Below are 24,899 nucleotides of genomic sequence, written 5' to 3'. Positions count from 1 at the left end.
ACTGAAAACTGAATAAAGATGTGAAACAGAAAGCGCCATGCAGTGTGCACTGCATATTGGGCAAACCAAAAAATATGGTCAAGCCCTCGGCCTATTAGTACTGCCAAGCTGAACACGTTACCGTGCTTACACACGCAGCCTATCAACCTTGTAGTCTTCAAGGGGCCTTACCAGCTTACGCTGTGGGATATCTTATCTTGGAGCCGGCTTCACGCTTAGATGCTTTCAGCGTTTATCCGATCCGCACATAGTTGCCCAGCTGTGCCATTGGCATGACAACTGGTGCGCCAGAGGTGCGTCCATCCCGGTCCTCTCGTACTAAGGACAGTTCTCCGCAAATATCCTGCGCCCACGACAGATAGGGACCGAACTGTCTCACGACGTTCTGAACCCAGCTCGCGTACCACTTTAATCGGCGAACAGCCGAACCCTTGGGACCGAATACAGCCCCAGGATGTGATGAGCCGACATCGAGGTGCCAAACCTCCCCGTCGATGTGGACTCTTGGGGGAGATCAGCCTGTTATCCCCAGGGTAGCTTTTATCCGTTGAGCGACGGCAATTCCACTCTCATACCGCCGGATCACTAACTCCAACTTTCGTTACTGCTCGGGCCGTCACCCTCGCAGTTAGGCCAGCTTGTGCGTTTACACTCTAAGGCACGGTTTCCGTCCGTGCTGAGCTGACCTTTGAGCGCCTCCGTTACTCTTTTGGAGGCGACCGCCCCAGTCAAACTGCCCGTCTAACAATGTCCCCCGGCCGGATTCACGGCCGCAGGTTAGAATTTCAGCAACTTAAGAGTGGTATCCCAAGGACGACTCCGCCGCGGCTGGCGCCACGGTTTCCCAGTCTCCCACCTATCCTGTACATAAGCTACCGAAACCCAATATTAAACTGCAGTAAAGCTCCATGGGGTCTTTCCGTCTTGTCGCGGGTAACCGGCATCTTCACCGGTACTACAATTTCGCCGGGCGGGTAGTTGAGACAGTGCCCAGATCATTACACCATTCGTGCGGGTCGGAACTTACCCGACAAGGAATTTCGCTACCTTAGGACCGTTATAGTTACGGCCGCCGTTTACTGGGGCTTCAATTCGATGCTTGCACATCTCCTCTTAACCTTCCAGCACCGGGCAGGTGTCAGCCCCTATACGTCATCTTACGATTTGGCAGAGACCTGTGTTTTTGCTAAACAGTTGCCTGGGCCTATTCTCTGCGGCCACATTGCTGTGGCACCCCTTATCCCGAAGTTACGGGGTCAATTTGCCGAGTTCCTTAACTACCCTTCTCCCGTTGGCCTTAGAATTCTCTTCCTGTCTACCTGTGTCGGTTTGCGGTACGGGCGCCTCAGATATACATAAGACTTTTCTCGCCCTGATTCATGCATACTTCCCTACTCTAATTTCGGTCCCTTACGCCCGGGGCAACCATCGCCCGGGTTATGCACTTCTCAGGTGTCCTCTTACTTAAATCTTTTGGCGGCTACGGAATTTCAACCGTATGTGCATCGGCTACGCTTCTCAGCCTCACCTTAGCTCCCGGCTTACTTGGAGCGGACGAACCTTCCTCCAAAAACCTTAGACTTTCGGCCAATATGATTCTCACACATTTCGCGCTACTCATTCCGGCATTCTCACTTGAATAAAGTCCACCAGCGCTTCCGCTCTGACTTCACCCCTTATTCAACGCTCTCCTACCATTCCTTACGGAATCCCAAGCTTCGGTATATGATTTAGCCCCGTTAAATTTTCGGCGCAGGGTCACTCGACCAGTGAGCTATTACGCACTCTTTTAATGAGTGGCTGCTTCTAAGCCAACATCCTGGTTGTCTGTGCAACCCCACATCCTTTTCCACTTAACCATATTTTGGGACCTTAGCTGTGGGTCTGGGCTGTTTCCCTTTTGACAACGAAACTTATCTCACGCTGTCTGACTCCTGTACATCAATTCTCCGGCATTCTTAGTTTGATAGGCTTCAGTAACCTTTCGGCCCCTAGACCATTCAGTGCTTTACCTCCGGGAATCTAATACAAGGCTAGCCCTAAAGCTATTTCGGAGAGAACCAGCTATCTCCGGGTTCGATTGGAATTTCTCCGCTACCCACACCTCATCCGCTACCATTTCAACGGGAGTCGGTTCGGTCCTCCATGGGGTTTTACCCCCACTTCAACCTGGACATGGGTAGGTCACCCGGTTTCGGGTCGAATACATCTGACTTCATACGCCCTATTCAGACTTGGTTTCCCTGCGGCTCCAGACCTGAAGTCCTTAACCTTGCCAGATACATTCACTCGCCGGACCATTCTACAAAAGGTACCCGATCACCCTTTGACGGGCTCTCGGTGCTTGTAAGCACAAGGTTTCAGGTTCTTTTTCACTCCCCTTCCGGGGTCCTTTTCACCTTTCCTTCACAGTACTCTTCTCTATCGGTCACTGGGTAGTATTTAGGCTTGGAGGGTGGTCCCCCCATCTTCCCACCGGGTTTCACGTGTCCGGCGGTACTTTGGATACGGCTAGGCGCTTTCCTTTTTCGCATACGTGACTCTCACACTGTTTCGTTGGCCTTCCCATGCCATTCTGCTAAATTCCAGCATCCACATTGCCGTCCGAACCCCGGGGATATTGCTATCCCCGGTTTAGCCTCTTCCGCTTTCGCTCGCCACTACTCGCAGAATCTCGTTTGATTTCTCTTCCTCGCCCTACTTAGATGTTTCAGTTCAGGCGGTTCCCTCCGTATACCTATGAATTCAGTATACGGTGACTGGACATGACTCCAGCCGGATTGCTCCATTCGGATATCTATGGATCAATGCCCACTTACGGCTCCCCATAGCTTTTCGCAGTTTGTCGCGTCCTTCATCGGCTCCCAGTGCCAAGGCATTCCCCTTGCGCTCTTTGTAGCTTGACCATGTGTTTTCTTGGTTCTTTGAAATTGTAGATTTAATTATTTCTAATTAAAAATAACTTCTTTCTCGCTTTATCTGCTTCTTCTTTATTCAGTTTTCAATGTACACGTGCAAACAACATCGTTGTTTGCTTTGGTGGGCTTAAGTGGACTCGAACCACCGACCTCACGCTTATCAGGCGTGCGCTCTAACCGGCTGAGCTATAAGCCCATATTTCTGGCTAGAGGCTATCCGGTTTAATTCTTGTGCCCATATAGCCACATTTGTTTTTCGGGCTGTGCCCGTGGTGGAGATTAACGGGATCGAACCGTTGACCTCCTGCTTGCAAAGCAGGCGCTCTCCCAGCTGAGCTAAACCCCCATTATGAAAGGCAGCGTCACTCAGGTTGTTCTACCCTTGTTTCCACTTCTTGAAAGCTCTTTTCAGGGCCTTCAAAATTAAACAACGTTTTCAAATTAGGCTTCCGTAACCGACCTTGGATGTTAGACCAGTTTCTTTCAACCGATCAGTTCTCCATAGAAAGGAGGTGATCCAGCCGCACCTTCCGATACGGCTACCTTGTTACGACTTCACCCCAGTCGCCAATCCTACCTTCGGCAGCGTCCCCCTTGCGGTTAGACTACTGACTTCGGGTATTACCGGCTCCCATGGTGTGACGGGCGGTGTGTACAAGGCCCGGGAACGTATTCACCGCGGCATTCTGATCCGCGATTACTAGCAATTCCAACTTCACGCAGGCGGGTTGCAGCCTGCGATCCGAACTGGGACCATTTTTAGGGTTTTGCTCCACCTCGCGGTCTTGCTTCCCTCTGTTAATGGCCATTGTAGTACGTGTGTGGCCCAGGTCATAAAGGGCATGATGATTTGACGTCGTCCCCACCTTCCTCCGTTTTGTCAACGGCAGTCTGATTAGAGTGCTCTTGCGTAGCAACTAATCACAAGGGTTGCGCTCGTTGCGGGACTTAACCCAACATCTCACGACACGAGCTGACGACAACCATGCACCACCTGTCTCAACTTTCCCCGAAGGGCACCTAACGCATCTCTGCCTCGTTAGTTGGATGTCAAGACCTGGTAAGGTTCTTCGCGTTGCTTCGAATTAAACCACATACTCCACTGCTTGTGCGGGCCCCCGTCAATTCCTTTGAGTTTCAACCTTGCGGCCGTACTCCCCAGGTGGATTACTTATTGTGTTAACTCCGGCACGGATGGGGTCAGACCACCCACACCTAGTAATCATCGTTTACGGCATGGACTACCAGGGTATCTAATCCTGTTTGCTACCCATGCTTTCGTGCTTCAGCGTCAGTTAAAGCCCAGTAGGCCGCCTTCGCCACTGGTGTTCCTCCCGATCTCTACGCATTTCACCGCTACACCGGGAATTCCGCCTACCTCTACTTCACTCAAGCCCCACAGTTTCAAACGCAGTCTATGGGTTAAGCCCATAGTTTTCACGCCTGACTTGCAGAGCCGCCTACGCACCCTTTACACCCAGTAAATCCGGACAACGCTTGCTCCCTACGTATTACCGCGGCTGCTGGCACGTAGTTAGCCGGAGCTTCCTCCTTGGCTACCGTCATTTGTTTCGTCACCAAGGACAAAGGTTTACAATCCGAAGACCTTCTTCCCTCACGCGGCGTTGCTGCATCAGAGTTTCCTCCATTGTGCAATATCCCCCACTGCTGCCTCCCGTAGGAGTCTGGGCCGTGTCTCAGTCCCAATGTGGCCGTTCAACCTCTCAGTCCGGCTACCGATCGTCGCTTTGGTGGGCCGTTACCCCGCCAACTGGCTAATCGGACGCGAGTCCATCTCTCAGCGGATTGCTCCTTTGATACCAAGACCATGCGGCCTCGATATGTTATGCGGTATTAGCATCCTTTTCAGGATGTTATCCCCCTCTGAAAGGCAGGTTACTCACGCGTTACTCACCCGTCCGCCACTAAGTGATTCAAAAGCAAGCTTTCGAATCACTCCGTTCGACTTGCATGTGTTAGGCACGCCGCCAGCGTTCGTCCTGAGCCAGGATCAAACTCTCTAAAATATTGTATATAAATCACTCTTTCGAGTGTTTACATCGAATATTCAGAGCTTGAATCGCTCGAAATACGATACACTAACGTGTATTCTGCTGTCTTTTTTCTTAAGTGACAGCCAACTTCGTAAATCCTCAAAGTCTTTCAACTTTTCCGGAATCTTTACGGGTTCCTAATTCGTTACGTTGTTTAATTTTCAAGGTCCTGCCCGGCTTCGCTTAACTTCCGTTTCGCTCTTGCCGTTCGCCTTTCGTAAGGCGCTTGACTATAATACCAAATACACCCCCATAAGTCAACCCCTTTTTTCAAATTTTTTTGATTTTTTTGCTTTTTCCTGCTTTTTAGGGTCAAAAACCGCATAAAACGCGGTTTTTCCATACCTTTTTCCTTGTTCATAGTCGGATTGGAGAAGATTCATCGCTCTGTTTTTCTTCCGTACGGATAATCCCGGCCTCTTTGGGAAAAATTTGAAACGGGGTGATTACATGTTAAATCTGGAGAATATGGAAAAGCAAAAGAAACTGAAATATTGCTGGTGCATCCTTGTGGTAATTCTTTTAAATGTTCTGGTGATTGCGGTTGTAACGAATTTGGGGGATTCCGTTTCCACCCTTTCCAAATACGGTTCGCAGGGCGCGGAAGTTAAACAGATTCAGACCAAGCTGAAAAGTCTGGGGTTTTATACGGGAACCGTGGACAGTATTTATGGAACCCAGACCAAGAATGCCGTGACTCGCTTTCAGCGCTCGCGCGGACTGACCGCGGATGGAATTGCCGGCCCGAAAACCCTTGCTGCGCTGGGAATTGGCAGCTCCGGGGGAACTTCCGGGGGGCTAGGCGGATTCAGCAGCAAGGATGTCAGCCTTCTGGCTCAGGTGACCTCTGCAGAAGCGCGCGGGGAACCCTATGCAGGCCAGGTTGCGGTTGCGGCCGTCATTCTGAATCGGATTCAGCACCCGTCCTTTCCTAATACGCTCGCGGGCGTCGTGTATCAGCCCGGCGCGTTCAGTTGCATGACGGACGGCGGTATCTATCACGAGATTTCCGATTCCGCCTACCGGGCCGCACGTGACGCAATTAACGGCTGGGACCCGTCCGGCGGCGCAATCTATTATTACAACCCGGCTAAGAGCACCAGTAAATGGATTTTCTCCCGTCCGGTTATCACCGTCATCGGCAAGCACCGCTTCTGCAAATAGTTCTTCCATTTTATTGTATCGCGGAATTCGATGCAAAAAAATCCGGCCGCTTAGGAACAGCAGCCGGAAATACATATTGTTAATGTCTTATCTTTCCTTTGGGAACGTTGGTCCAGTCCTTCCCTGCTCGGAACAGTTGCTTAGGAAACCGTTACTACGCAGCGACGCACCGCCTGCTGACCCTTAAACGTGGAATAAACAGAAGTGCAGCCCTTTCCGGTCGCGGTAACCTTCACCAAGTAGCTCCCCTTCCATTTTGTAACGGAGCTTACTTTAAGCACCTTGGAATTGCCCGTGCTGAAGCTTGGGGTGCTCGAAGTCGAACTCGGTGTAAACTTAAAGGTATAGCTTTTTCCCTTCTTCATGGACAGCGTAGCACCCGTATCGGATGTCATGCTGCTATCGGAAGCGCTCTGCTGAGCCGGGAGCGGATAAGTCTGGTAGCAATAATCGAAATCAAGGTTGCCGTTTGCCCCGGCGATGCCGCCCTTGCTGGAGAACTGCCAGATGGAGTACGGGCCGGTATAGCTTGCAGAGTCCACATCGTAATGCGCGACCCATTTGTCATAAGCACTAAGTTCAGGAGTGTTCAGATTCGTCAGATACCGGGCACCACTGTAAATTCCTGCGCGGTAGCCCGCGTTGGTAATAGTGCGGCAGAACGCGGCTGCCATGGCGGAAATTTGAGCCGTTGTCAGCTTACTGAAAATGGATTTGTCCTCCACATCATAAAAGACCGGGTAGTCCAGATGACGATTATTCAAAATACTGAGACAAAACTGCGCTTCCCTTATTGCCTGTGCGACACTGGTTGCGTAGCTGTAGTGGTAAACGCCCACCTTAATGCCGTTCGCAACTGCGCCGTTATAATTGGCGACAAACTGGGAATCCGTCTGCACCGCCGGCAGTTCGTCGCCGTAGCCGGTGCGGATAATGGCAAAATCCACGCCGTTATTTTTCAGGTCCGTCCAAGCAATCTTTCCGTTGTGGCTGGATACATCGACGCCTTTATAGGCAACGTGAATATCGCAGGTTGCGGTACGTCCGTCGGCGGCTGTCGCGGTAACTGTTGTACGGCCGAACGAAACGCCCGTTATCATATTATCGCTGACTGACGCAATCGCAGGGTTAGCGGAAGTGAGCGTAACGGCCACGCTGTTATCTGCGGCAAAAAGCCCAGCGCTTTCACCCGGCTTTAGTCCGATGGTGGTGCTGGTAAGCGCTAGGGAACCCGTTGCTGTGTCCGCATAGGTGGGCAAAGCAACGGTGAAAGCCATTGCGAAAACCAGGATCAGGGAAAGCAGTTTTTTTCTCATTTTAATCCTCCAATTTCCATTATTTACTATATTTTTTCTGTTTGATTATATGCTGGTATTTTTCGTTTGTCAACTTTTGGTGAATTAATTCTTTCTTAAAAATTGAAAAAAAGCCTCAAAGCAAATTACGTTTGTTTTGAAGGCTTTCCCTTTTTATCTTCGGCCGATCTTTTACAAAGAAACTGTTTCCCTAAGTTCTTACTTAAAACGTCTTGCCGCCTTTCCCGTACTGTTTCTACGGCAGTGAAACTAAATTCCGGTCCCCTTTTGTTCGCCGCCTGACGGCGGCTTCTGTGGCTACGTACGATGGTGCATCCCACTGCCATGAATCTTCCGGTTAATCGGTGACAACAAAAAAGACGCACAGCTTTGCCGAAAAAGCAGTACGTCTTCCTTATTTCAAATTAGAATTTCATCAACCAAGGATTATGCGTTCTTAAAGGCTTTTACCGCGTTGGTAACGTCCTCCTGACGCTTTTTGTTCTGGTCGTTGTTGGTTGTGGTGTCCTTATAAATCAGCATGTATTTCCCACTGTCCGAAAGAACCGCCGAAACCTGCTGATCCATAATGGTGAAGCTGCCCTTGGACTTCACCGCGTCCAATACTTTTTGTGCCGTTTCATTCAGGGTGCTGGGGAACTGATAAAGCTCTACCGTTACATTGTCCTTCCCGTTCAGGCCAAACTGGTACCGTACACCCTTTTCTGCCCCGATAAAATCCGCCCGCATGGTGGAGGGCGTACCGGAGATCAGCGATTTTGCTGCGAGGTATTTGGCCAGGCCGTCCACACTGTCTTCATAATTGGATTCGTCCACCTGCGGGGAAGCCTCAGAGGAGGCCTGGGAGGAAGTTGAACTGCCGGACGGGGCAGGCGTGCCGCCTACGTCTCCCATGCCGCATGCCGCCATGGTGCCCACCATAATGAGCGCAAGAGTTAGAACTGTCAGTTTCTTTATCTGTTTCATTTTCATAATCCCTTCCTGTATCAGGTAAATTCCGTCCTCGTTGCCGCGCGGCGGCTCACAGCCGCGAAAACACGGAACCGCGGTTGCCATTGTGCCCGGCCCGTTTTACGAAAAGGCACGGGGATAAAGCAAACGCACCTCACAAAAGTGAAGTGCGCGTTTCCCGTGGTGGACACAAGGGGACTCGAACCCATGACCTCTCGCGTGTGAGGCGAGCGCTCTAACCAGCTGAGCTATGCGTCCATAGTCCGCATGTGTGCGGAATATGCAAAGTCAATCACCATTGGAAACCCGCCGGAGATTGACCTGGATATAAAAATGGTGACCCGGACGAGATTCGAACTCGTGAAACCGCCGTGAAAGGGCGGTGTCTTAACCGCTTGACCACCGGGCCATATTTGGTAGCGGCAATTGGATTTGAACCAATGACACTTCGGGTATGAACCGAATGCTCTAGCCAACTGAGCTATGCCGCCACAGTTATTCAGTTTGTCCGCATAAGTGAAATGCGGAGCGTTTTATATTATATCTTAGGCATACCCTATTTGTCAACACATTTTTTAATTTTTCCGAGTTTTTTTCAAAAATATTTTGAATCGAAACAGCGGTATTTAACATTATACACGATCTTCGGGGCATTATACCCTTTTCAGAGAATTAAAAATCAGAAAAACGAAAAGCCGGCACGCGGCCGGCTTTTCGTTTTGCCCAACGCGTAAATTTAGATGGAAAGCGAATAGTTCGGCGCTTCCTTGGTAATCTGAATGTCGTGCGGATGGCTTTCTTTCAGGCCGGCACCGGTAATCCGGACAAACTGTGCTTTTTCGTGCAGCTCTTCAATGTTGGCGCAGCCGGTGTAGCCCATGCCGGAGCGCACGCCGCCCAACAGCTGATACACGGTGTCGGAAAGGGGTCCCTTGTACGGTACGCGGCCTTCTACGCCTTCGGGCACCAGTTTCTTGGCATCCTGCTGGAAGTAACGGTCCTTGCTGCCGTGGCCCATAGCGGCAAGGCTGCCCATACCGCGGTATACCTTAAACTGGCGGCCCTGGTACAGCTCGGTTTCTCCGGGGGATTCCTTACAGCCTGCAACCAGCGAGCCCACCATAACGACGTTCGCGCCGGCGGCAAGCGCCTTTACAATATCCCCGGAATATTTCACGCCGCCGTCCGCAATGACCGGGATTCCATACTCGGCCGCCGCACAGGCTGCATCGTAAACTGCGGTAATCTGCGGTACGCCAATACCGGCAACAATTCGCGTAGTACAAATGGAACCGGGGCCGATGCCGACCTTTACGCAGTCCGCGCCAGCTTCAATCAGGGCGCGCGTACCGGAGGCCGTAGCGACGTTGCCCGCAATCAGTTGAAGGTTTGGATATGCCTTTTTCACTTTCTTTACCGCGTCAATGACGCCGCTGTTGTGGCCGTGTGCAGAATCGAGCACCACAACGTCCACCTGCGCCTTAACCAGCTCCGCAACACGCTCCAGTACATCCGCAGTGGCTCCGATGGCTGCGCCGCACAGAAGACGGCCGCCTGCATCTCTTGCAGAATTCGGGTACTGAACCGCTTTTTCAATATCCTTAATGGTAATCAGGCCTTTTAAATTGCCCTTGGCGTCTACGATTGGCAGCTTTTCAATGCGGTGCCTGCGCAGGATTTCCTGCGCCTCCTTCAGCGTGGTGCCAACCGGCGCGGTCACAAGATTTTCCTTGGTCATGACCTGGGAAATCGGAAGGTCATAATCGCTGCCGCTCATAAAACGAAGGTCACGGTTGGTAATGATGCCCACAAGTTTGCCGTTTTCGCAAATCGGCACGCCGGAAATACGGTAACGGGCCATAATCTCATCCGCATCCCGGACCAGGTGCTCCGGGGACAAAAAGAACGGGTCGACAATCACTCCATTTTCGGAACGCTTTACGCGGTCCACCATGTCGGCCTGTTTGTCAATGGGCATATTCTTATGAATGATTCCAATGCCGCCTTCCCGCGCGATGGCAATCGCCATTTCCGTTTCCGTAACCGTATCCATTGCCGACGTCATCAGCGGGGTGTTAAGCCGGATGGTTTTGGTCAGGTTTGTGGTAAGGTCGACTTCCTTCGGCAAAACGTGGGATTCCGCCGGAATCAGCAGCACGTCGTCAAACGTAAGCGCTTCTTTAACAAACTTCTGAGAATAGTCCGTGTTTAACATGATTTCCTCCTCTTTACATCGCGCCGCCTCTGTAAAAAAGCCGGTGCATCATCTTCCTGTGTTTCCTCTGCGTGTTTACGATGGCCACGGGTAAATAAGTGCGAAAGTATTTTCCTGTTTATAAAATGAAAAATCGCCAATCTGTGCCGAAAAAGACGAGCACAAACTGAGATTTTTCAAAATCGGACCTTTTGCGTATGGAAAATAGCCGCTCTGCCGTAAATACATCTCGCTAAGAGTTCTCTCTATCACGGTGATTCACGTACAAGGTTTGTTATATATTTTGTAATTATATCATCACGAATTTGAGATTTCAATACCGATGCGCGCCTTTTTCATTTCCTCTTTTGGAAAAGGTTTCATTACTGCGGAGGCGGTGAATCCGCAGCCCCGTTCGTTCACGCCTTTCATCCAGATGCGGCCGTCCCGCTCCGCGGCATAAATTTGAAGTGTGTCGCCCAGACGGCTTTCCGTAACGTAATTAATCTGCACTTCGGCAAACTGACGGCCCGCCGCGCCGCCCGGAAGGTAATCCGTCAGGATGTCGGCATAAACGGCGTTGTTTAGGTGTGTGTTGTAGTCCAGGTCCGAAAACCGGATGGGTCTTTCCCCCACCAGAGGGAGATCGTCCGGCACAGACAGTTTGGTTATGCGGCCTTCTTCCGAAACCTTTTCTGCGCTGAATATTCCGTAATCCAAAAACTTCTTGGGCCGCAGCAGCTTATGCGTATTGCCGTCCGCAATGACCGAGGTCTGCAACACCTCAATGATTTTTTCTTCTCCGGAATATACGATAAAATCACGATAGAACTGCGCGCCAGAAATCCCGCGCGGGTGGGTCTTCATGGTAATTGTTTCCCCGTGGACCGGCATCCGGTGTATTTTGACCTGATTGGTAATCAGAAGAAACACAATCCCGTCCGCGCGCAGTTTCTCATAGCCAAGACCAAGCAGTGCCATGTTGCGCTCGCTTACATCCTGGCACATGCGCAGCAGAACGCTTAGCCGCAGAATGCACTGCGCGCCCACCTCATAGGTTGCAACCCGCATGGTGCTGGCGTACTCCTTCACCAAATCAGACATAAACAGAACATCCTTTCTCCGAAAATTCCTAATTCCCTGCAGATTCAAACAACTCTCGAAACATACTAGCCGCACGAATGGCTATCTCCGGAGCCGCTCGATTCCAGTTTTCGAAAAGAAGCAGATACAACAGCCGGAAGTCCCGTCTTCCTTCCTTTTGGGAAGAAAAACAAAACTTCCGGTCTGATGACATATTTATATAATTGGTTTATTCGGGTTTAATGACTTCAATGCCACCCATGTAAGGACGCAGAACTTCCGGAACGGTGACGCTTCCGTCTGCATTCTGGTACTGCTCCACAATGGCGGGCATCACACGGCTGGTTGCCAGGCCGGACGCGTTCAGCGTATGGCAGAACTGCAGCTTCTTGTCCTTGTCGCGGAACTTCACGTTGCCTCTTCTTGCCTGATAGTCGCGGGCGTTGGACGCGGAGCTGACCTCTTTGTAGATGCCCATACTCGGAATCCAGACTTCAATGTCGTAGGTGCGCGCCATGGAGAATGAGCAGTCCCCGGCGGCCAGTTTGCTCAAGCGGTAATGCAGGCCAAGGCCCTGCACCAAATGCTCTGCTTTGCGAACCAGTTCGTCGAACGCTTCATCGGACTTATCGGGAGTGGTGTACTGAACCATTTCCACCTTATTGAACTGGTGGCCGCGGATCATGCCGCGCTCCTCGGAGCGGTAGCTGCCTGCTTCTCTGCGGTAGCAGGGCGTATAAGCAATGTACTTCTTCGGCAGCTCGTCCTCGGTGAGGATCTCATCGCGGTGCAGGTTAACCAGCGCGGTTTCTGCCGTAGGAAGCAGGAATTTATTGTCGTTGCTGGTGGGGTTCTGAATCCAATAGACCTCATCGGTAAATTTCGGGAACTGGCCGGCCACATAGCCGCACTCATAATTGAGCATGTGCGGGACCAGCATCAGCTGATAGCCGTCTTTAATATGCTCATCGATGAAATAGTTGAGCAGAGCCCATTCCAGGCGTGCGCCCATACCCGTATAAATCCAGGAACCTGCCCCGGCCAGCTTTGCGCCGCGCTGATAATCGATCAGGTGCAGGCTTTCGCAAAGGTCCACATGGTTCTTCGGCTCAAAATCAAATTTCGGCTGCTCTTTGTAATAATGCAGAGGCTTGTTGTTTTCCTTACCGCCTGCGCAAACGTCTTCGTCCGGCATATTGGGTAGGCCGAGCAGCAGGGAATGCTGCTTTTCTTCCAACTCAGAAAGTTCTGCGTCACATTCCTTAATTTTACCGGCAAGTTCCTTCATTTCCGCCATAATTTGAGAAGGATCGCCGCCTTCTTTCTTAATCTGCGGAATTTTCTTGGAAGCGGCATTCTGTTCCGCTTTCATGGATTCTACACGGCCGGTCACTTCACGGCGCTGTGCGTCGATTTTCAGAATATCGTCCACAATCGCGTCTGCGTCGAATTCGCGTTTTTTGGCCGCCGCCTTTACAAAATCGGGATTGCTGCGAATCAGTTTAATATCCAGCATGTTCTGTACTCCTTTTATTTTTAGGCAACCGCTGATTCCGTCTTTAGACGGCTTCCATCTGCGGCTGCTTCCATCTTTTATAAGAATTTACAAAAATCAACCGTTACTTTTCAAACAGTTTCAGCAGTTCGGCAAGGTCTTCCTCGCCATAAAACTCGATTTGAAGCACACCGCGCTTTTTTGTGCCCGTTACCTGCACCTTACGGTTCAAATGCTCGTGCAGCGCCAGTTCGGCTTCTTCATAATACCGGATGCGGGATTTCGCTTTATCGCGTCCCTTCAGCTTTGCCTGTTCCCCGGCCTTTTTCGCCATGCGCTCCAGCTCGCGGACGGACACACCTTGCTCCACCGCCAGCTTTGCGGCGCTAATCATGGATTCCGCGGTCGGAAAGCTCAACAGGGTGCGCGCGTGCCCGGCAGAAAGCTTGCCGGAAGCAACCAAATCCAGAATCTCCTTCGGTAAATTCAGCAGCCGCAGTGCGTTGGTTACCGCGGGGCGGGATTTCCCCACTGTGCTGGCTACCTCCTCTTGTGTAAAGCCGTATGTTTCAATTAAAGACTGATAGCCCTGCGCCTCTTCAACGGGGCTCAGGTCTTCCCTTTGCAGATTCTCAATCAGCGCCAGCTGCATCACTTCGCTGTCGCTCATTTCACGAACCACGGCGGGAACCTCGGTTACACCGGCCATGCGTGCCGCGCGCCAGCGCCGTTCCCCGGCAACGATTTGATATCCGCCGCCAACCAAGGGGCGCACCAAAAGCGGCTGTAAAATTCCGTGCTGACGAATGGAATCCGCCAGTTCAGCCAGTGCCGCGTCATTAAAATCTTTTCTGGGCTGTGATCGGTTTGGCTCAATTTCGCTGAGCTTCAGGGTAACCGACGCATTGCGGTCGGTATCGTTCTCCGCGAAAATTGCGTCCAGGCCCTTTCCAAGACCGCCCTTTTTCAACGCCATTGCTTTCCTCCTTCCGCCTGCCGTGTTAGGCGGGCCTTTCTCGTTTATTGCCTCCGTCCTTCACTAAGGTTTGGATTCTTCCGCAAACGTTTTCCTCAGCGGTGGCCGGAACGCCTGTTGTTGTCCAGAATTTCATCCGCCAGCATATCGTAGCAGACCGCGCCGCGTGAGTTTTTATCAAAATATTGAATTGGCCGCCCAAAGCTCGGCGCTTCGGAAAGGCGCACCGCACGCGGAATAACGGTGGCGAACACCTTGCGTGGGAAGTACTTTTTCACTTCTTCCACCACTTGTTGGGTCAGGTTTAGCCTTCCGTCATACATGGTAAGAAGAACGCCCTCAATATCCAGCTGTTCGTTGTACTGCCGTTTCACCCGGCGTACGGTATTCATCAGCTGAGAAAGTCCTTCCAGCGCATAATACTCACATTGAATCGGAACCAGCAGCGTATCTGCCAGGCAGAGCGCGTTAGTGGTAATCATGCCAAGGGAAGGCGGGCAATCGATAATCATATAATCATACCGCTCCCGCAGGGGCAGAAACGCGCTTTTCAGAATCGCTTCCCGGTGTTCCAGCCCGGCCAGCTCAATTTCTGCAGCGGCAAGGTCCATGCTGGACGGAACTAAATCCAAGTTCTGAAATTCAGTATGAATTACCACGTCTTCTGCCTTTGTGTCACCGACGAGCACCTCGTACACCGTTTTCTTCAGCGTTCTGCGGTCAACCCCCAGGCCACTTGAAGAATTCCCCTGCGGGTCGATGTCGATCAGCAGCGTCTTTTTTCCCTTCATGCCCAGCGCCGCGGAGAGATTTACCGCCGTCGTCGTCTTTCCTACTCCACCCTTTTGGTTGGCGATCGCAATAATTTTTCCCATTTTTCTCCTCCTGATGCATTGCCGTTAAACTGCTGCCGGGCAAATCCGTATTCGTTGTGCATTGCTTTTTATTATATCACGCTTTGCACTCAGAATAAAGATTTTTCATGCGTTTTTCTGCAATGTTTCATGTGAAACATTGTCCGTATGTGGTCTTGGCCCATCCTTTGGTCTGCTCTACCTATTCGTTCAGTACGAAAACTTCGTTACCAAACTATATTCACAAACAAGTCGCATCATGCCTTTGTGCTCATCGGTAAACACACTTTTTATTTAAAGCATATACTCATAAATTGTTATTATCATAAGCCATAGAAGGCAACAAGAATGAAGAGGACAAAACGGGCCGGACAAAAGTCCGGCCCGTTTTGCGGGAAATGATATAGGGAATAGGAGTAAACCTTGTACTCAATCTTAGGCAGGTTTTTTGCCCCCTGCGGTGGCTTCCGTTTTCGGAATTCTTACAATACACTCAATATAATCTTCGCTTTCCTTTTTTACGGTCTGGGCGTTGATTCCACTTTTCTTCATGGTTTCAATGGCATGATTAATGGTGTTTAAAAACACCCGAACATCCTTTACTACAACAATGCGGCGGTTCTTGTCCTTCTTTTTGCCGCTTAAAAGACGTTCGACGTACGTGTCCGTTTGCTGTACGTTCATATTGCGCTCGATAATTTCATCCAGTGCCTTTGCACGAAGCTTTTCATCGTTGATACGCAACAGCGCCCGAGCGTGGCGCTCTGTTAACCCTGCCTCCATGATTTTTGCCCGTTCCGCTTCGGACAGCTTCAACAGCCGCATTTTATTGGCCAGCGTGGATTGGCTTTTCCCCAGCCTGGCCGCTGCTTCCTCCTGCGTCACATTCCATTCTTCAATCAACCGCCGGATTCCTTCTGCCTCTTCAAAAATCTGCAGGTCCTGGCGCTGAAGGTTTTCCGTCATAGCAAGCACCGCGCTGTCTTCCTGCGAGCAGTCAGTTACAATGCAGGAGACGGTTTCCAGCCCAGCCATTTTACAGGCGCGCAGTCTGCGCTCCCCGGCAACGATTTCATACCCGCCTGCCACACGGCGTACGGTAATCGGCTGAAGAAGCCCGTTTACCCGGATGCTTCTGGAAAGCGCAAGCAGCTCCTGCTCATTAAAGGATTTCCGGGGCTGCGCTGGGTTTGGGTGAATGGAATTGATGTCGATTTGCACGATTCTGTTTTTATCGCTGAAAAACATGCAAACGCACCGCCTTTCTGCTTGTCCTTTCCTATAAAGAATAGCATGTATGAAGGCAGATTTTTGTAATATTATGGCGGATGGTAAAAATATTTCCTGAAATATCAGCGTTTCGCTGTTTGGATAGAATATGCATCGAAGGTAGAAATCTTTCCACAGAAATTTCAAAAACGGTGGAATGCTTCGGACTTCTCCCCGACCTGCGCAGTATCCCAACAATCGGCAGAAACTCCGCATAGCCAAATTCCGAAACAAAAGCATGTGTTCTAACGGCCACGTTTTTTCCTGAAATTCGCCAGTACCTGCACCAAAGCGCTTAGCCTGCTCACAGCGAACCGCCGCCTGGTACAAGGTAATTGAAATCTTTCCACTGATTTTGAGAACATGGTTGAAAGTTTTCAATCCACCACTCCCCGGCTTTTGTTCCCAGAAATCGTTTTACTCCCGCACCGGCAGGCCATGCATTTGGCCATTGGCTGCATAGGTTTCTTTCCTCTTCATTCCCTTCCGAAACAGCTCCGGAATACCACCCGCAGACCCCTTCCTTTTTAACAAAACAGCCTTTGGAGGTCCTTTGCAGTACCGCAATCCGATCGCCGGCATGGATTTTGGGATGATATTCGGTATAATCATCCGTAAACCATTTGCCGTTTCGCTCGTACAACCAGCTTTCCGGTATCCAGACAAGTGCCCCGCTGGATTCATGCCGGCAGTAACAATAATCCTTTTCCCGTTTTAAAATCTCTACTTTTCCATCCGTCCAACGAAGATGGATGCTTTCCTGGTTCGATTCCGGCTGATTTTCCAGCGCTGTGGACAAAGGCAGGCCATCGTAGCTCTGCCATTCAATGGATTCTGAGAAAAGTTCCGGCAGAATTAGGACATTAATTTGGCCCCCTTCCTTTAAAACATTACCCCCGTCAATGCTGATAACATTATGCTCCCGGTCAAAAATTGGGTTGTGGCAGATTCCGTGTTCGCCATATAGGCAAACTGGCCAATGACCAACCACGCACGTTTTCTCAAAAGAATATCCCAGAGAGAGAAAACTCCCTGTGTGACGGCAGAAATTTCGTTCCTGATGACGCAAGTCCCCGGGTTGCAGCCCTGCGTGAACAAAAACGTAACACTGCGTTTCCAAAATATCTGGAAGCGTGCCTAAAAAGGCAAATTCCTTCGGAAAGGTCTCCCGCAGCTGTTGTTTCAGCTTGGTCATATCCGTATTCTCATGGACTTCCACGCCAATTTCCCAACACATCTCGTTTAAAATGCTCTTTTTCCGGTTGAGCATATAATGCAGACAATCCTGATTTTCTTCCGGAATACCCGGCTTCATAATTTCATCGTAAAAATCATCGCAATTTCCACATACCGCGTAAACAGTGTGCGATTGGGACAGATGGATCACATACCGCAGCAGCCCAAGGCTGTCAGGTCCCTTTTCCAGCATGTCCCCCACGATTATCAGAATATCGTTTTCACCGTATATCACCTGTTCCAGCAGTGCCTGAAATCCCGCTAAATTGCCATGCAGGTCACTGACCACGAGAATTCTCCTTCCCCGCGGCAGTTCCACCCGCTGATATCGTGCTTCCATCGACTTCTCTTCCCTTTCCACTTTCTTTTGAGCGGCGCTCCGTTTTCCGGTTTCTATAAGTCGTTCGAGAATTCTGTTCCCAATAGCAAATGACAAAAAAAGGGTGCCGAAAAGCGAATTTTACGCTCGCTTCACCGCACCCCTGGTTTTCCCCGCTTTAAAGCGGGCTTTTTTTAATTTTTGAGCCGTGGCGCGGATAAATGGCGTTCACCGGCTTTGTGCGGCGGATGAGAATCAAACTCCTCGCGTCCCCACCGGGCAGAGAAAATTCCTGGATTTGCTCCAGTTCACAGCCCAAAAGCGCAATGGCGTTCTTCGCGCCGTCCGCTTCCTCCCGACCATTAGGGCCTTTCATCGCCGCAAAAACTCCGCCCTGCCGCAAAAATGGCAGGCAATATTCGCAGAGGAGATTCAGTGGAGCTACCGCGCGCGCTGTGGCATAATCATACGCCATGCGGTACTTCGGCGTTCGCCCGGCTTCTTCCCCCCGCGCGTGTACAATCTCCGCTTCCAGTTTCAGCTGATTCAAAACCTCCTGCAAGAAGACAAGGCGCTTGTTTAGGCCGTCCAATAGAGTCAATCGCAGATCCGGCCGCGTAATTTTCAGCGGCAGACCCGGAAAGCCTGCGCCAGTGCCAACATCGATCAGCTTGGCTCCTTGGGGGATTTCCAGATACTTTAGTAAAAGAATGCTGTCCAAAAAATGTTTCAGGGCAACCTCTTTTGGTTCGGTAATGGCGGTCAGGTTCATTTTTTCATTCCATTCCACCAGCAGCTCCAGGTAGGTTTGAAAACGCTGCGCCGCATCGGAATCCAATTCCAGCCCATATTCCGCCGCAGAGCGAACCAGTAATTCTCTTATATCTTCCATAAGCCTTCCGCCTTTCCGGATTTGATCAGGTCTTTTCCGAATGTGACTGCCGGGCAAGCCAAATCAGCAACACGCTGATGTCCGCCGGGCTGACACCCGAAATACGAGAGGCCTGTCCAATGTTCGCCGGCCGGACACGGTTCAGCTTTTCCTGTGCTTCTGCGCGCAGACCTACGATTTCCGTATAATCCACACCGTCCGGCAGACGACGCTCTTCCAGCCTCCGGGTCTCCTCAATTTCCGCTTTCTGGCGTTTAATATAACCTTCGTATTTAATTTCAATCTCCACATTTTCAAAAACCGCGGCCGGTAGGTCCGGACGGTCCGTGTCGATGGGAGCCAGAATTTCATAGCTCAGTTCTGGCCTGCGGATCAGGTCAATCAGCTTCACGCCTGAAGAAACCGGCGATGTTCCATGTGAAACAAGGATCTGATTCAGCTCTTCGCTCGGCGGAAATACGGTCTTTTCCGCACGCTGGAGTTCCTGCTTTTTCTGCTCCTGCTTCTGCTGGAACCTTGCCCAGCGCTCCGGCGAAATTAAGCCGATTTCATGCCCGATGGGGGTAAGCCGTTCATCTGCGTTATCCTGACGCAGAACCAAACGGTACTCACTGCGGGAAGTCATCATACGATACGGGTCGGTTACGCCTTTTGTAATCAGGTCATCCACCAATGTACCAATGTAGGAGCTGGCACGGTCAAGAATCATGGGCGGCCGGCCCTGCACCTTCAGCGCGGCGTTGATTCCGGCAACCAGTCCCTGCGCAGCAGCTTCTTCATAACCGGAACTGCCGTTGAACTGCCCCGCACCGTACAAACCGGGGAGGTCCTTAAATTCCAGCGTGGCACTCATCTGCACCGGGTCCACGCAGTCATATTCAATGGCATAAGCGGAACGCATAATTTCCACATGCTCCAAGCCGGGAATGGAACGATAAAATGCAAGCTGAACATCTTCCGGCAAAGAAGAGCTCATTCCCTGCAAATACATTTCCTCGGTATCCATCCCGCACGGTTCAATAAAGAGCTGATGCCGCTTTTTATCTGCAAAGCGTACAATTTTATCTTCAATGCTTGGGCAGTAGCGCGGGCCAACTCCTTCGATTTTTCCACCGTACAATGGGGAACGGTGGATATTTTCCAGAATAATGCGCTTTGTTTCTTCATTCGTCCACGTAATATGACATGCGGCACGATTTTTCAAAGGTTTCAGCGTATCATAGGAAAACGGCACCACCGGGTCGTCGCCTTCCTGGGCCTCCAGCCCAGTAAAGTCAATGCTGGATTTTAACACACGTGCGGGCGTTCCCGTTTTAAACCGGCGCAGTTTCAGCCCCAGCTTTCGCAGCGGCTCGCTCAGGAACCCGGCGGGGAACATTCCATCCGGCCCACTGGAATAGGAAACGTCGCCCACATAGATTTTGCCTGCCAAAAAAGTTCCGGTCGCAATAATGACTGCTTTGGTATTGTAAACGGCCTCCATGCGGGTGATTACCTGCCAGGTGCCATCTTCCAGCCGGAGGATGTCCACAATTTCGGCCTGTTTCAGTTGAAGATTCGGTTGCAACTCCAGCTTGTGCTTCATAATTTTCCCGTATTCGCGGCGGTCGATTTGCGCGCGCAGGGAATGAACCGCCGGTCCTTTTCCAAGGTTCAGCATCCGGCTTTGGATCATGGCCTCGTCGGCGGTTTTGCCCATTTCTCCGCCGAGTGCGTCAATTTCACGCACCAAATGTCCCTTTGCGGTTCCCCCGATGGAGGGGTTGCAGGGGCAGTTCCCTACCGCGTCCATATTTATAGTAAACACACAGGTTCTGCACCCCAGCCGTGCCGAAGCTAGCGCGGCTTCAATGCCAGCGTGCCCTGCTCCAATAACGACAACATCATAGTCGCCCGCATGGTATTTCATAAGTATCACCCCTATATCAAATCAGTGAACAATCAACAATGAATCATGAACCGAAAAAACAATCAAAGTAAAATATACAATTTGTGATAATTTAATAATAATATACTATTAGTATTATTTTCCAACACAGAAATCTGAAAAAACAGAATCCACAACCGCTTCGGTCGCGCGTTCCCCGGTCAGTTCCAGCAGCGCAGAAACCGCGCCTTCGATGGATACCGTTACCGCGTCCAGTGTAACGCCGTGCTCCACCGCCTGAATTGCTTCTTTCACACAGTCGTTTGCGCGCCGCGCTGCATCGCGCTGGCGTTCCGTAAACAAAATACCCTCCTCGGGGTTCAGCTGCTCCGTTTGCAGCAGCTCTGCCACCGCCTTTTGCAGTTCTTTCAGGCCGGAGCCTTTTAATGCAGAAATATATACTATCTGTTTAAACTTATTTATGATATACTCATTGTCAATTTTAGTTGGCAAATCGCTTTTATTAATCACCGCAATAGAAGGCACATCCCCAAGAAAATCGACCAGTTCCCGATCCTCTTCGTTCAGCTCCTGGGAAGAGTCAAACACAGCAAGTACAAGCTGCGCTTGTTGAATCTGTTCCCGGGCGCGCAGCACCCCAATTTGCTCCACCGGGTCCTGCGTCATATGAATCCCCGCCGTATCTGCCAGAAGAAGCGGAACATCGCCAAGCAGCACTGTATCCTCCACCACGTCGCGGGTGGTTCCGGCAAATTCGGTGACAATCGAACGTTCACAGCCAGCTAGCAGGTTCATCAATGTGGACTTTCCTACGTTTGGTCTGCCTGCAATTACGGTGCGGACACCCTCCCGCAGCACACGGCCCGCGTCAAACTGATGCAGCAGATGTTCCAACTTGCTCTGTGCTTTCGCTAAGGTTGCGGTCAGTGTGTCGGAACTAATTTCCGGAATATCCTCTTCCGGGTAGTCCGCCCATGCAGATAGATGCGCCGCCGTTTGAATCAGATGCTCCCGGATTTCAGTAATATTCTTTTCCAGTGCGCCGTCGTGCCCAGCCAGTGCGACCTTTGCGGCCTGTTCCCCCTGCGCGCCAATCAACTGCATCACCGATTCCGCTTCGGTCAGTCCAATTTTTCCATTCAGAAACGCGCGTCGCGTAAATTCACCCGGCGCGGCGGGAACGGCACCCGCGGCGAACACCGCTTTCAACACTCGGCGCATCAGGTACAGCCCGCCGTGGCAGGAAAGTTCCACTACATCTTCCCCGGTGTAGCTAGCCGGAGCATTAAAATTCAGTGCGATTGCCTCATCAATGCGCTCCTCCCCGTCGTACACGGTGCCGTAAAGCGCCTGATACCCTTTTAAATCCCGCAGTTGTTTTCCGCTTTTTGCGGTAAAAACACGCTGTGCAACCTCTTTGGCCTTTGGGCCGGAGATTCTTACAATTCCGATTCCGCCGACCGCCTGCGGGGTAGAAATTGCCGCAATGGTGGAGGAAGAAGCGGAAGTATAATTCTTTATCATTTGGTCAAACACCACACTTTCTATTGCAGCAAACCGGGCTTCGCTTTGCCGCCCATCATTTTCGAACGCAGTTCGATTTTCTAACACTTATTCATGGAAAAAGGGGCCGATCCTTTCGAACCGCCCCTTTTGTGTTCTTGTATTGCTTTATTTCTTCAAATCAATGCGGCCATACAACGGAGCCTTGCTGTCGGCCACTTCTTTCCGCGGAGTGGTGGAAGCGGAAGCCGCCGAGCGGCTCTGCTGCTGCGCGGATTTTGCAAAATTGCCGCCGCGCGGACGGTCCCCGCCGGAACGGCGCTGGCCCCTACCGTAATTTTTCCGCGGAAGCGGTCTTTCTCCTGCTTCCGGCCCAATTACCACATGGCGGGCCAGCTCTTCGCCTTCAGACCATGATTTTGCCCCTTCCACAGTCTGTACGGCAGTATGGATGATCCTGCGCTCATAAGGATTCATCGGTTCCAGCGATGCATTGCGCCCGGTTTTGACCGCCTTTGCGGCCATCTTCTTTCCGAGAATTTCAAGGGTTTCCTTGCGCTTTTCACGGTAATTTCCAATATCAAGCGTAATGCGGTAGTAGGAATTATCAATGTGATTCGCCACAAGCCCCGCCAAATACTGCAGAGCATCGAGCGTTTCTCCACGGTGCCCGATGACAAAGCCAATATCGTCGCCTGTCAACGAAAGCAGCGCACCGTTCTCCTCCTCCGTAATCTGAATGTCAACTGACTTCAACCCCATATGAGCCAGTACATTTTTTAAATAATCGGCCGCGGCATCTGCCGGGCTGCTTTTGATAAACACTCTGACTTTCGCGGGATTGCCGCCGAAAAGTCCAAACGTCTTTTTGGTAGGCATCTCAAGAATTTCAAATTCGGCATCATAGGTTTCTACCCCCAGTTCCCTGCAGGCTGCTTCCCTGGCCAACTCGACGGTTTCGCCGGTTGCAATTGCTTCTTTGATCACAGTAATACCTCCCCGAGTGTTTTTATTTTTTCGACCCTAAATATTCGGTGGAATTCTTTTTGCTGTTCTTTGTCTTTGCCTTGCGCGGCGCCGTTTTCACAGGCTGCGAGGAAGCGTCCTTCTCGGCCGTGGCAGCCGCGAGCTTCATCCGTTGGGCGGCAGGCAAAGCCTGGACTTTGGCTTCTTCGAGTTCCCTTAGCGCAATACGCTGGGCCTCAGCTTTGGCGTTCAAATCCGCCGGACTGAACCAAATATTCATAATTACGGTCTGCAAAAATCCGGTAATGGTAGATATAATCCAGTAAAAACCGACTGCCGCCGGTACGGTGCAGGCGATCCATGCACTGAAAAGGGGAAGAATATAAAGCATATATTTCATACAGCCCTGCTGGGTCTGCTGCATGCCGGGCTGAAGTTTCATCATAAAATACTGGCTTAACAGCGAGGTTACAAGGCAGAGCACCGGAATAATCCAAAGGTTGGAACGGAAAATCGTCCCGAAAATATTACCGCCGTCCGCCGGAGAATCCAGAAGATTCAAGCCCAAAAACTGAAAGCCATGGCTGAACGATTCCAATCGGGCCATTTCATCGCCGCTGAACATCGTCAAGTACGATTTCAGGTCGCCGAAATGCTTTACAATTTCAATCTGCGCGTAATTTGTATTAAAACCAGCGCCCACGCCGGGAATTTCTTTCAGCATATTAACCGCCTTTATGACGGAATCGGAAGAAAGATGGAGCGCGTTCTGCAGCGGGTTAATCACCGTATAGTACAGGCCCATCATAATGAAGAGAGGGACAAAGTTTGTCAGGCAGCCGCTTGCGGGGTTTACCCCTTCTTTTTCGTACAGCTTTTGAAGCTCTTCCTGATATTTCTGTTTATCGTTGCCGTACTTTTTCTGCAGCTCCTGCTGTTTCTGCGCCATGCGGCTGGTCATTGCCATGGATTTCTGCGACTTAACCGAAAACGGGAAGGTCAGAATTTTCAGAATGACCGTAAATAAAATAATGGCCACGCCATAGTTGTTCACGACATAATATAAAAACCAGAGCAGATAACCCAGAATGCTTCCAAAAAAATTGAAAATATCGTTCATCTTTGACGGTACTCCTCTATTTGGTTATCGCTTATCCCGTTTTTCCGGAACGGGGTCATACCCCCCGCGGCTGAACGGGTTGCAGCGCAAAATTCGGTAAATAGCGAGGCACGTCCCTTTCAGCGCCCCAAAACGTTCAATGGCCTGCAGTGCATAATTCGAACAGGTAGGATAATATTTGCAGCTAGGTCTTTTGTGCGGAGAAATAGCAGTCTGATAAAAGCGAATGAGCCAAATCAACGGGCGCTTCATTTTAAAACCCCCGCGCTTTTCAGTTGGCCTGCCATGGCACGGAAAACGTCCGTGCATTTTACAAATGGGGTTTTCCCCCGGGAAACAAATATAAAATCGTATCCCTGTTTCACCTGCGGGGCCAGCATACGGAACGCCTCGCGGATCACTCTTCTGGAGCGGTTTCTCTTTACAGCATTTCCGGTCTTTTTACTGGTAGTAATGCCGATTCGTATGGTTCCACTGCGGTTTTTCAGAACATAAGTGACAAGAACGGGACTGACATAGGACTTTCCCCGGTGATAAATTCTTTGAAAATCTTTATTTTCTTTAATCGGTACATAATAATCCATAAATTAAACCGCATACTCCTGTCCCGAATCATCCGACCGCAGCAGGCAATCGCTCACGAAAACCATCCGGAAATCATTTTGTCCGGGGCTGTCCCAATTTCAAGCCTTTTCGACCAT

Annotated in this window: 18 protein-coding genes, 5 tRNA genes and 2 rRNA genes; 1 reads left to right on the top strand and 24 read right to left on the bottom strand. The window is 50.8% G+C overall.

The genetic code is table 11. The annotated features are described in order from the left end of the window. Positions 1-74: 74 nt before the first annotated feature. From ACSVDI_RS01020 to ACSVDI_RS01000, 5 genes are all read right to left on the bottom strand, one after another. Positions 75-2,906: ribosomal RNA gene (locus tag ACSVDI_RS01020) — 23S ribosomal RNA — on the bottom strand. Between the two features lie 131 nt (positions 2,907-3,037). Further along, a tRNA-Ile gene (locus ACSVDI_RS01015) sits at positions 3,038-3,114 on the bottom strand. A gap of 74 nt (positions 3,115-3,188) precedes the next feature. Further along, positions 3,189-3,264, bottom strand: a tRNA-Ala gene (locus ACSVDI_RS01010). Between the two features lie 159 nt (positions 3,265-3,423). Then, positions 3,424-4,945 (bottom strand): 16S ribosomal RNA (locus tag ACSVDI_RS01005). The 16S and 23S rRNA genes sit together here with 2 tRNA genes alongside, the layout of an rRNA operon. Before the next feature lie 181 nt (positions 4,946-5,126). Beyond that, positions 5,127-5,315, bottom strand: coding sequence for a hypothetical protein (locus tag ACSVDI_RS01000; RefSeq protein WP_457944078.1), 189 nt, complete (start codon positions 5,313-5,315; stop codon positions 5,127-5,129). 107 nt (positions 5,316-5,422) lie between these two features. On the opposite strand from ACSVDI_RS01000, the gene sleB reads away from it, so the two are divergent. Further along, positions 5,423-6,136, top strand: coding sequence for a spore cortex-lytic enzyme (gene sleB, locus ACSVDI_RS00995; RefSeq protein ID WP_457944076.1), 714 nt, complete (start codon positions 5,423-5,425; stop codon positions 6,134-6,136). Between the two features lie 140 nt (positions 6,137-6,276). On the opposite strand, the gene ACSVDI_RS00990 is transcribed toward sleB, so the two are convergent. The 19 genes from ACSVDI_RS00990 to rnpA form a co-directional block, all read right to left on the bottom strand. Continuing rightward, the gene (locus tag ACSVDI_RS00990; protein WP_457944074.1) at positions 6,277-7,452 is read right to left on the bottom strand and encodes a GH25 family lysozyme; all 1,176 of its coding nucleotides are present in this window, start codon (positions 7,450-7,452) and stop codon (positions 6,277-6,279) included. Between the two features lie 426 nt (positions 7,453-7,878). Further along, on the bottom strand, positions 7,879-8,508 hold the full coding sequence (locus tag ACSVDI_RS00985; RefSeq protein WP_457944072.1) for a hypothetical protein: 630 nt from the start codon (positions 8,506-8,508) through the stop codon (positions 7,879-7,881). Between the two features lie 76 nt (positions 8,509-8,584). Continuing rightward, positions 8,585-8,661 (bottom strand) — tRNA-Val (locus ACSVDI_RS00980). A gap of 76 nt (positions 8,662-8,737) precedes the next feature. Next, positions 8,738-8,812: transfer RNA gene (locus ACSVDI_RS00975), tRNA-Glu, on the bottom strand. 5 nt (positions 8,813-8,817) lie between these two features. After that, positions 8,818-8,894, bottom strand: a tRNA-Met gene (locus ACSVDI_RS00970). A 245-nt stretch (positions 8,895-9,139) separates the two neighbouring features. Further along, positions 9,140-10,618, bottom strand: coding sequence for an IMP dehydrogenase (gene guaB, locus ACSVDI_RS00965; protein WP_457944070.1), 1,479 nt, complete (start codon positions 10,616-10,618; stop codon positions 9,140-9,142). 297 nt (positions 10,619-10,915) lie between these two features. After that, the gene (locus ACSVDI_RS00960) at positions 10,916-11,701 is read right to left on the bottom strand and encodes an acyl-[acyl-carrier-protein] thioesterase (RefSeq protein ID WP_457944068.1); all 786 of its coding nucleotides are present in this window, start codon (positions 11,699-11,701) and stop codon (positions 10,916-10,918) included. Positions 11,702-11,909: 208 nt separating this feature from the next. Further along, positions 11,910-13,196: a serine--tRNA ligase gene (serS, locus tag ACSVDI_RS00955; RefSeq protein ID WP_457944066.1), complete on the bottom strand. Its 1,287-nt coding sequence runs from the start codon at positions 13,194-13,196 to the stop codon at positions 11,910-11,912. A 103-nt stretch (positions 13,197-13,299) separates the two neighbouring features. Then, positions 13,300-14,151 carry a ParB/RepB/Spo0J family partition protein gene (locus ACSVDI_RS00950; protein ID WP_457944064.1) on the bottom strand — a complete coding sequence of 284 codons (852 nt, stop codon included), beginning with the start codon at positions 14,149-14,151 and terminating at the stop codon, positions 13,300-13,302. A gap of 95 nt (positions 14,152-14,246) precedes the next feature. Then, the gene (locus ACSVDI_RS00945) at positions 14,247-15,026 is read right to left on the bottom strand and encodes a ParA family protein (RefSeq protein WP_457944062.1); all 780 of its coding nucleotides are present in this window, start codon (positions 15,024-15,026) and stop codon (positions 14,247-14,249) included. A gap of 414 nt (positions 15,027-15,440) precedes the next feature. Next, the gene (locus tag ACSVDI_RS00940; RefSeq protein WP_457944060.1) at positions 15,441-16,253 is read right to left on the bottom strand and encodes a ParB/RepB/Spo0J family partition protein; all 813 of its coding nucleotides are present in this window, start codon (positions 16,251-16,253) and stop codon (positions 15,441-15,443) included. A 325-nt stretch (positions 16,254-16,578) separates the two neighbouring features. After that, positions 16,579-17,850 carry a metallophosphoesterase gene (locus tag ACSVDI_RS00935; protein WP_457944059.1) on the bottom strand — a complete coding sequence of 424 codons (1,272 nt, stop codon included), beginning with the start codon at positions 17,848-17,850 and terminating at the stop codon, positions 16,579-16,581. 157 nt (positions 17,851-18,007) lie between these two features. Continuing rightward, positions 18,008-18,721, bottom strand: a complete 714-nt coding sequence (gene rsmG / locus ACSVDI_RS00930; protein ID WP_457944057.1) for a 16S rRNA (guanine(527)-N(7))-methyltransferase RsmG — start codon at positions 18,719-18,721, stop codon at positions 18,008-18,010. 25 nt (positions 18,722-18,746) lie between these two features. Next, entirely contained in the window at positions 18,747-20,630 is a 1,884-nt protein-coding gene (mnmG, locus tag ACSVDI_RS00925; protein ID WP_457944056.1) for a tRNA uridine-5-carboxymethylaminomethyl(34) synthesis enzyme MnmG, read from the bottom strand. 114 nt (positions 20,631-20,744) lie between these two features. Further along, positions 20,745-22,133 carry a tRNA uridine-5-carboxymethylaminomethyl(34) synthesis GTPase MnmE gene (gene mnmE, locus ACSVDI_RS00920; protein WP_457944054.1) on the bottom strand — a complete coding sequence of 463 codons (1,389 nt, stop codon included), beginning with the start codon at positions 22,131-22,133 and terminating at the stop codon, positions 20,745-20,747. A gap of 147 nt (positions 22,134-22,280) precedes the next feature. Then, the gene (gene jag, locus ACSVDI_RS00915) at positions 22,281-23,099 is read right to left on the bottom strand and encodes an RNA-binding cell elongation regulator Jag/EloR (RefSeq protein ID WP_457944053.1); all 819 of its coding nucleotides are present in this window, start codon (positions 23,097-23,099) and stop codon (positions 22,281-22,283) included. Positions 23,100-23,121: 22 nt separating this feature from the next. Then, positions 23,122-24,198 (bottom strand): YidC/Oxa1 family membrane protein insertase, encoded by a 1,077-nt coding sequence (locus ACSVDI_RS00910; RefSeq protein WP_457944051.1) that lies wholly within the window; start codon positions 24,196-24,198, stop codon positions 23,122-23,124. Positions 24,199-24,222: 24 nt separating this feature from the next. Then, positions 24,223-24,450, bottom strand: coding sequence for a membrane protein insertion efficiency factor YidD (gene yidD, locus ACSVDI_RS00905; RefSeq protein ID WP_457944050.1), 228 nt, complete (start codon positions 24,448-24,450; stop codon positions 24,223-24,225). Beyond that, a complete protein-coding gene (gene rnpA, locus ACSVDI_RS00900) occupies positions 24,447-24,782 on the bottom strand; it encodes a ribonuclease P protein component (RefSeq protein ID WP_457944048.1) in 336 nt (111 codons plus the stop codon). The genes yidD and rnpA overlap by 4 nt, the downstream gene beginning before the upstream one ends. Between the last annotated feature and the right edge of the window lie 117 nt (positions 24,783-24,899).

It is taken from the genome of Caproiciproducens sp. LBM24188 (assembly GCF_054130445.1).
Note: the sequence above shows the minus strand (reverse complement) of the source record. Positions and strands in the feature narration are given on the sequence as shown.

Excerpts from the sequence above, each read along its gene's own strand:
- guaB (WP_457944070.1), bottom strand. The coding sequence starts at position 10,618 with ATGTTAAACACGGACTATTCTCAGAAGTTTGTTAAAGAAGCGCTTACG.
- ACSVDI_RS00950 (WP_457944064.1), bottom strand. The coding sequence starts at position 14,151 with ATGGCGTTGAAAAAGGGCGGTCTTGGAAAGGGCCTGGACGCAATTTTC.
- rnpA (WP_457944048.1), bottom strand. The coding sequence starts at position 24,782 with ATGGATTATTATGTACCGATTAAAGAAAATAAAGATTTTCAAAGAATT.
- mnmE (WP_457944054.1), bottom strand. The coding sequence starts at position 22,133 with ATGATAAAGAATTATACTTCCGCTTCTTCCTCCACCATTGCGGCAATT.
- ACSVDI_RS01000 (WP_457944078.1), bottom strand. The coding sequence starts at position 5,315 with ATGGAAAAACCGCGTTTTATGCGGTTTTTGACCCTAAAAAGCAGGAAA.
- yidD (WP_457944050.1), bottom strand. The coding sequence starts at position 24,450 with ATGAAGCGCCCGTTGATTTGGCTCATTCGCTTTTATCAGACTGCTATT.
- sleB (WP_457944076.1), top strand. The coding sequence starts at position 5,423 with ATGTTAAATCTGGAGAATATGGAAAAGCAAAAGAAACTGAAATATTGC.
- ACSVDI_RS00990 (WP_457944074.1), bottom strand. The coding sequence starts at position 7,452 with ATGAGAAAAAAACTGCTTTCCCTGATCCTGGTTTTCGCAATGGCTTTC.
- ACSVDI_RS00935 (WP_457944059.1), bottom strand. The coding sequence starts at position 17,850 with ATGGAAGCACGATATCAGCGGGTGGAACTGCCGCGGGGAAGGAGAATT.
- ACSVDI_RS00985 (WP_457944072.1), bottom strand. The coding sequence starts at position 8,508 with ATGGCAACCGCGGTTCCGTGTTTTCGCGGCTGTGAGCCGCCGCGCGGC.
- serS (WP_457944066.1), bottom strand. The coding sequence starts at position 13,196 with ATGCTGGATATTAAACTGATTCGCAGCAATCCCGATTTTGTAAAGGCG.
- ACSVDI_RS00910 (WP_457944051.1), bottom strand. The coding sequence starts at position 24,198 with ATGAACGATATTTTCAATTTTTTTGGAAGCATTCTGGGTTATCTGCTC.
- mnmG (WP_457944056.1), bottom strand. The coding sequence starts at position 20,630 with ATGAAATACCATGCGGGCGACTATGATGTTGTCGTTATTGGAGCAGGG.
- rsmG (WP_457944057.1), bottom strand. The coding sequence starts at position 18,721 with ATGGAAGATATAAGAGAATTACTGGTTCGCTCTGCGGCGGAATATGGG.
- ACSVDI_RS00940 (WP_457944060.1), bottom strand. The coding sequence starts at position 16,253 with ATGTTTTTCAGCGATAAAAACAGAATCGTGCAAATCGACATCAATTCC.
- ACSVDI_RS00960 (WP_457944068.1), bottom strand. The coding sequence starts at position 11,701 with ATGTCTGATTTGGTGAAGGAGTACGCCAGCACCATGCGGGTTGCAACC.
- ACSVDI_RS00945 (WP_457944062.1), bottom strand. The coding sequence starts at position 15,026 with ATGGGAAAAATTATTGCGATCGCCAACCAAAAGGGTGGAGTAGGAAAG.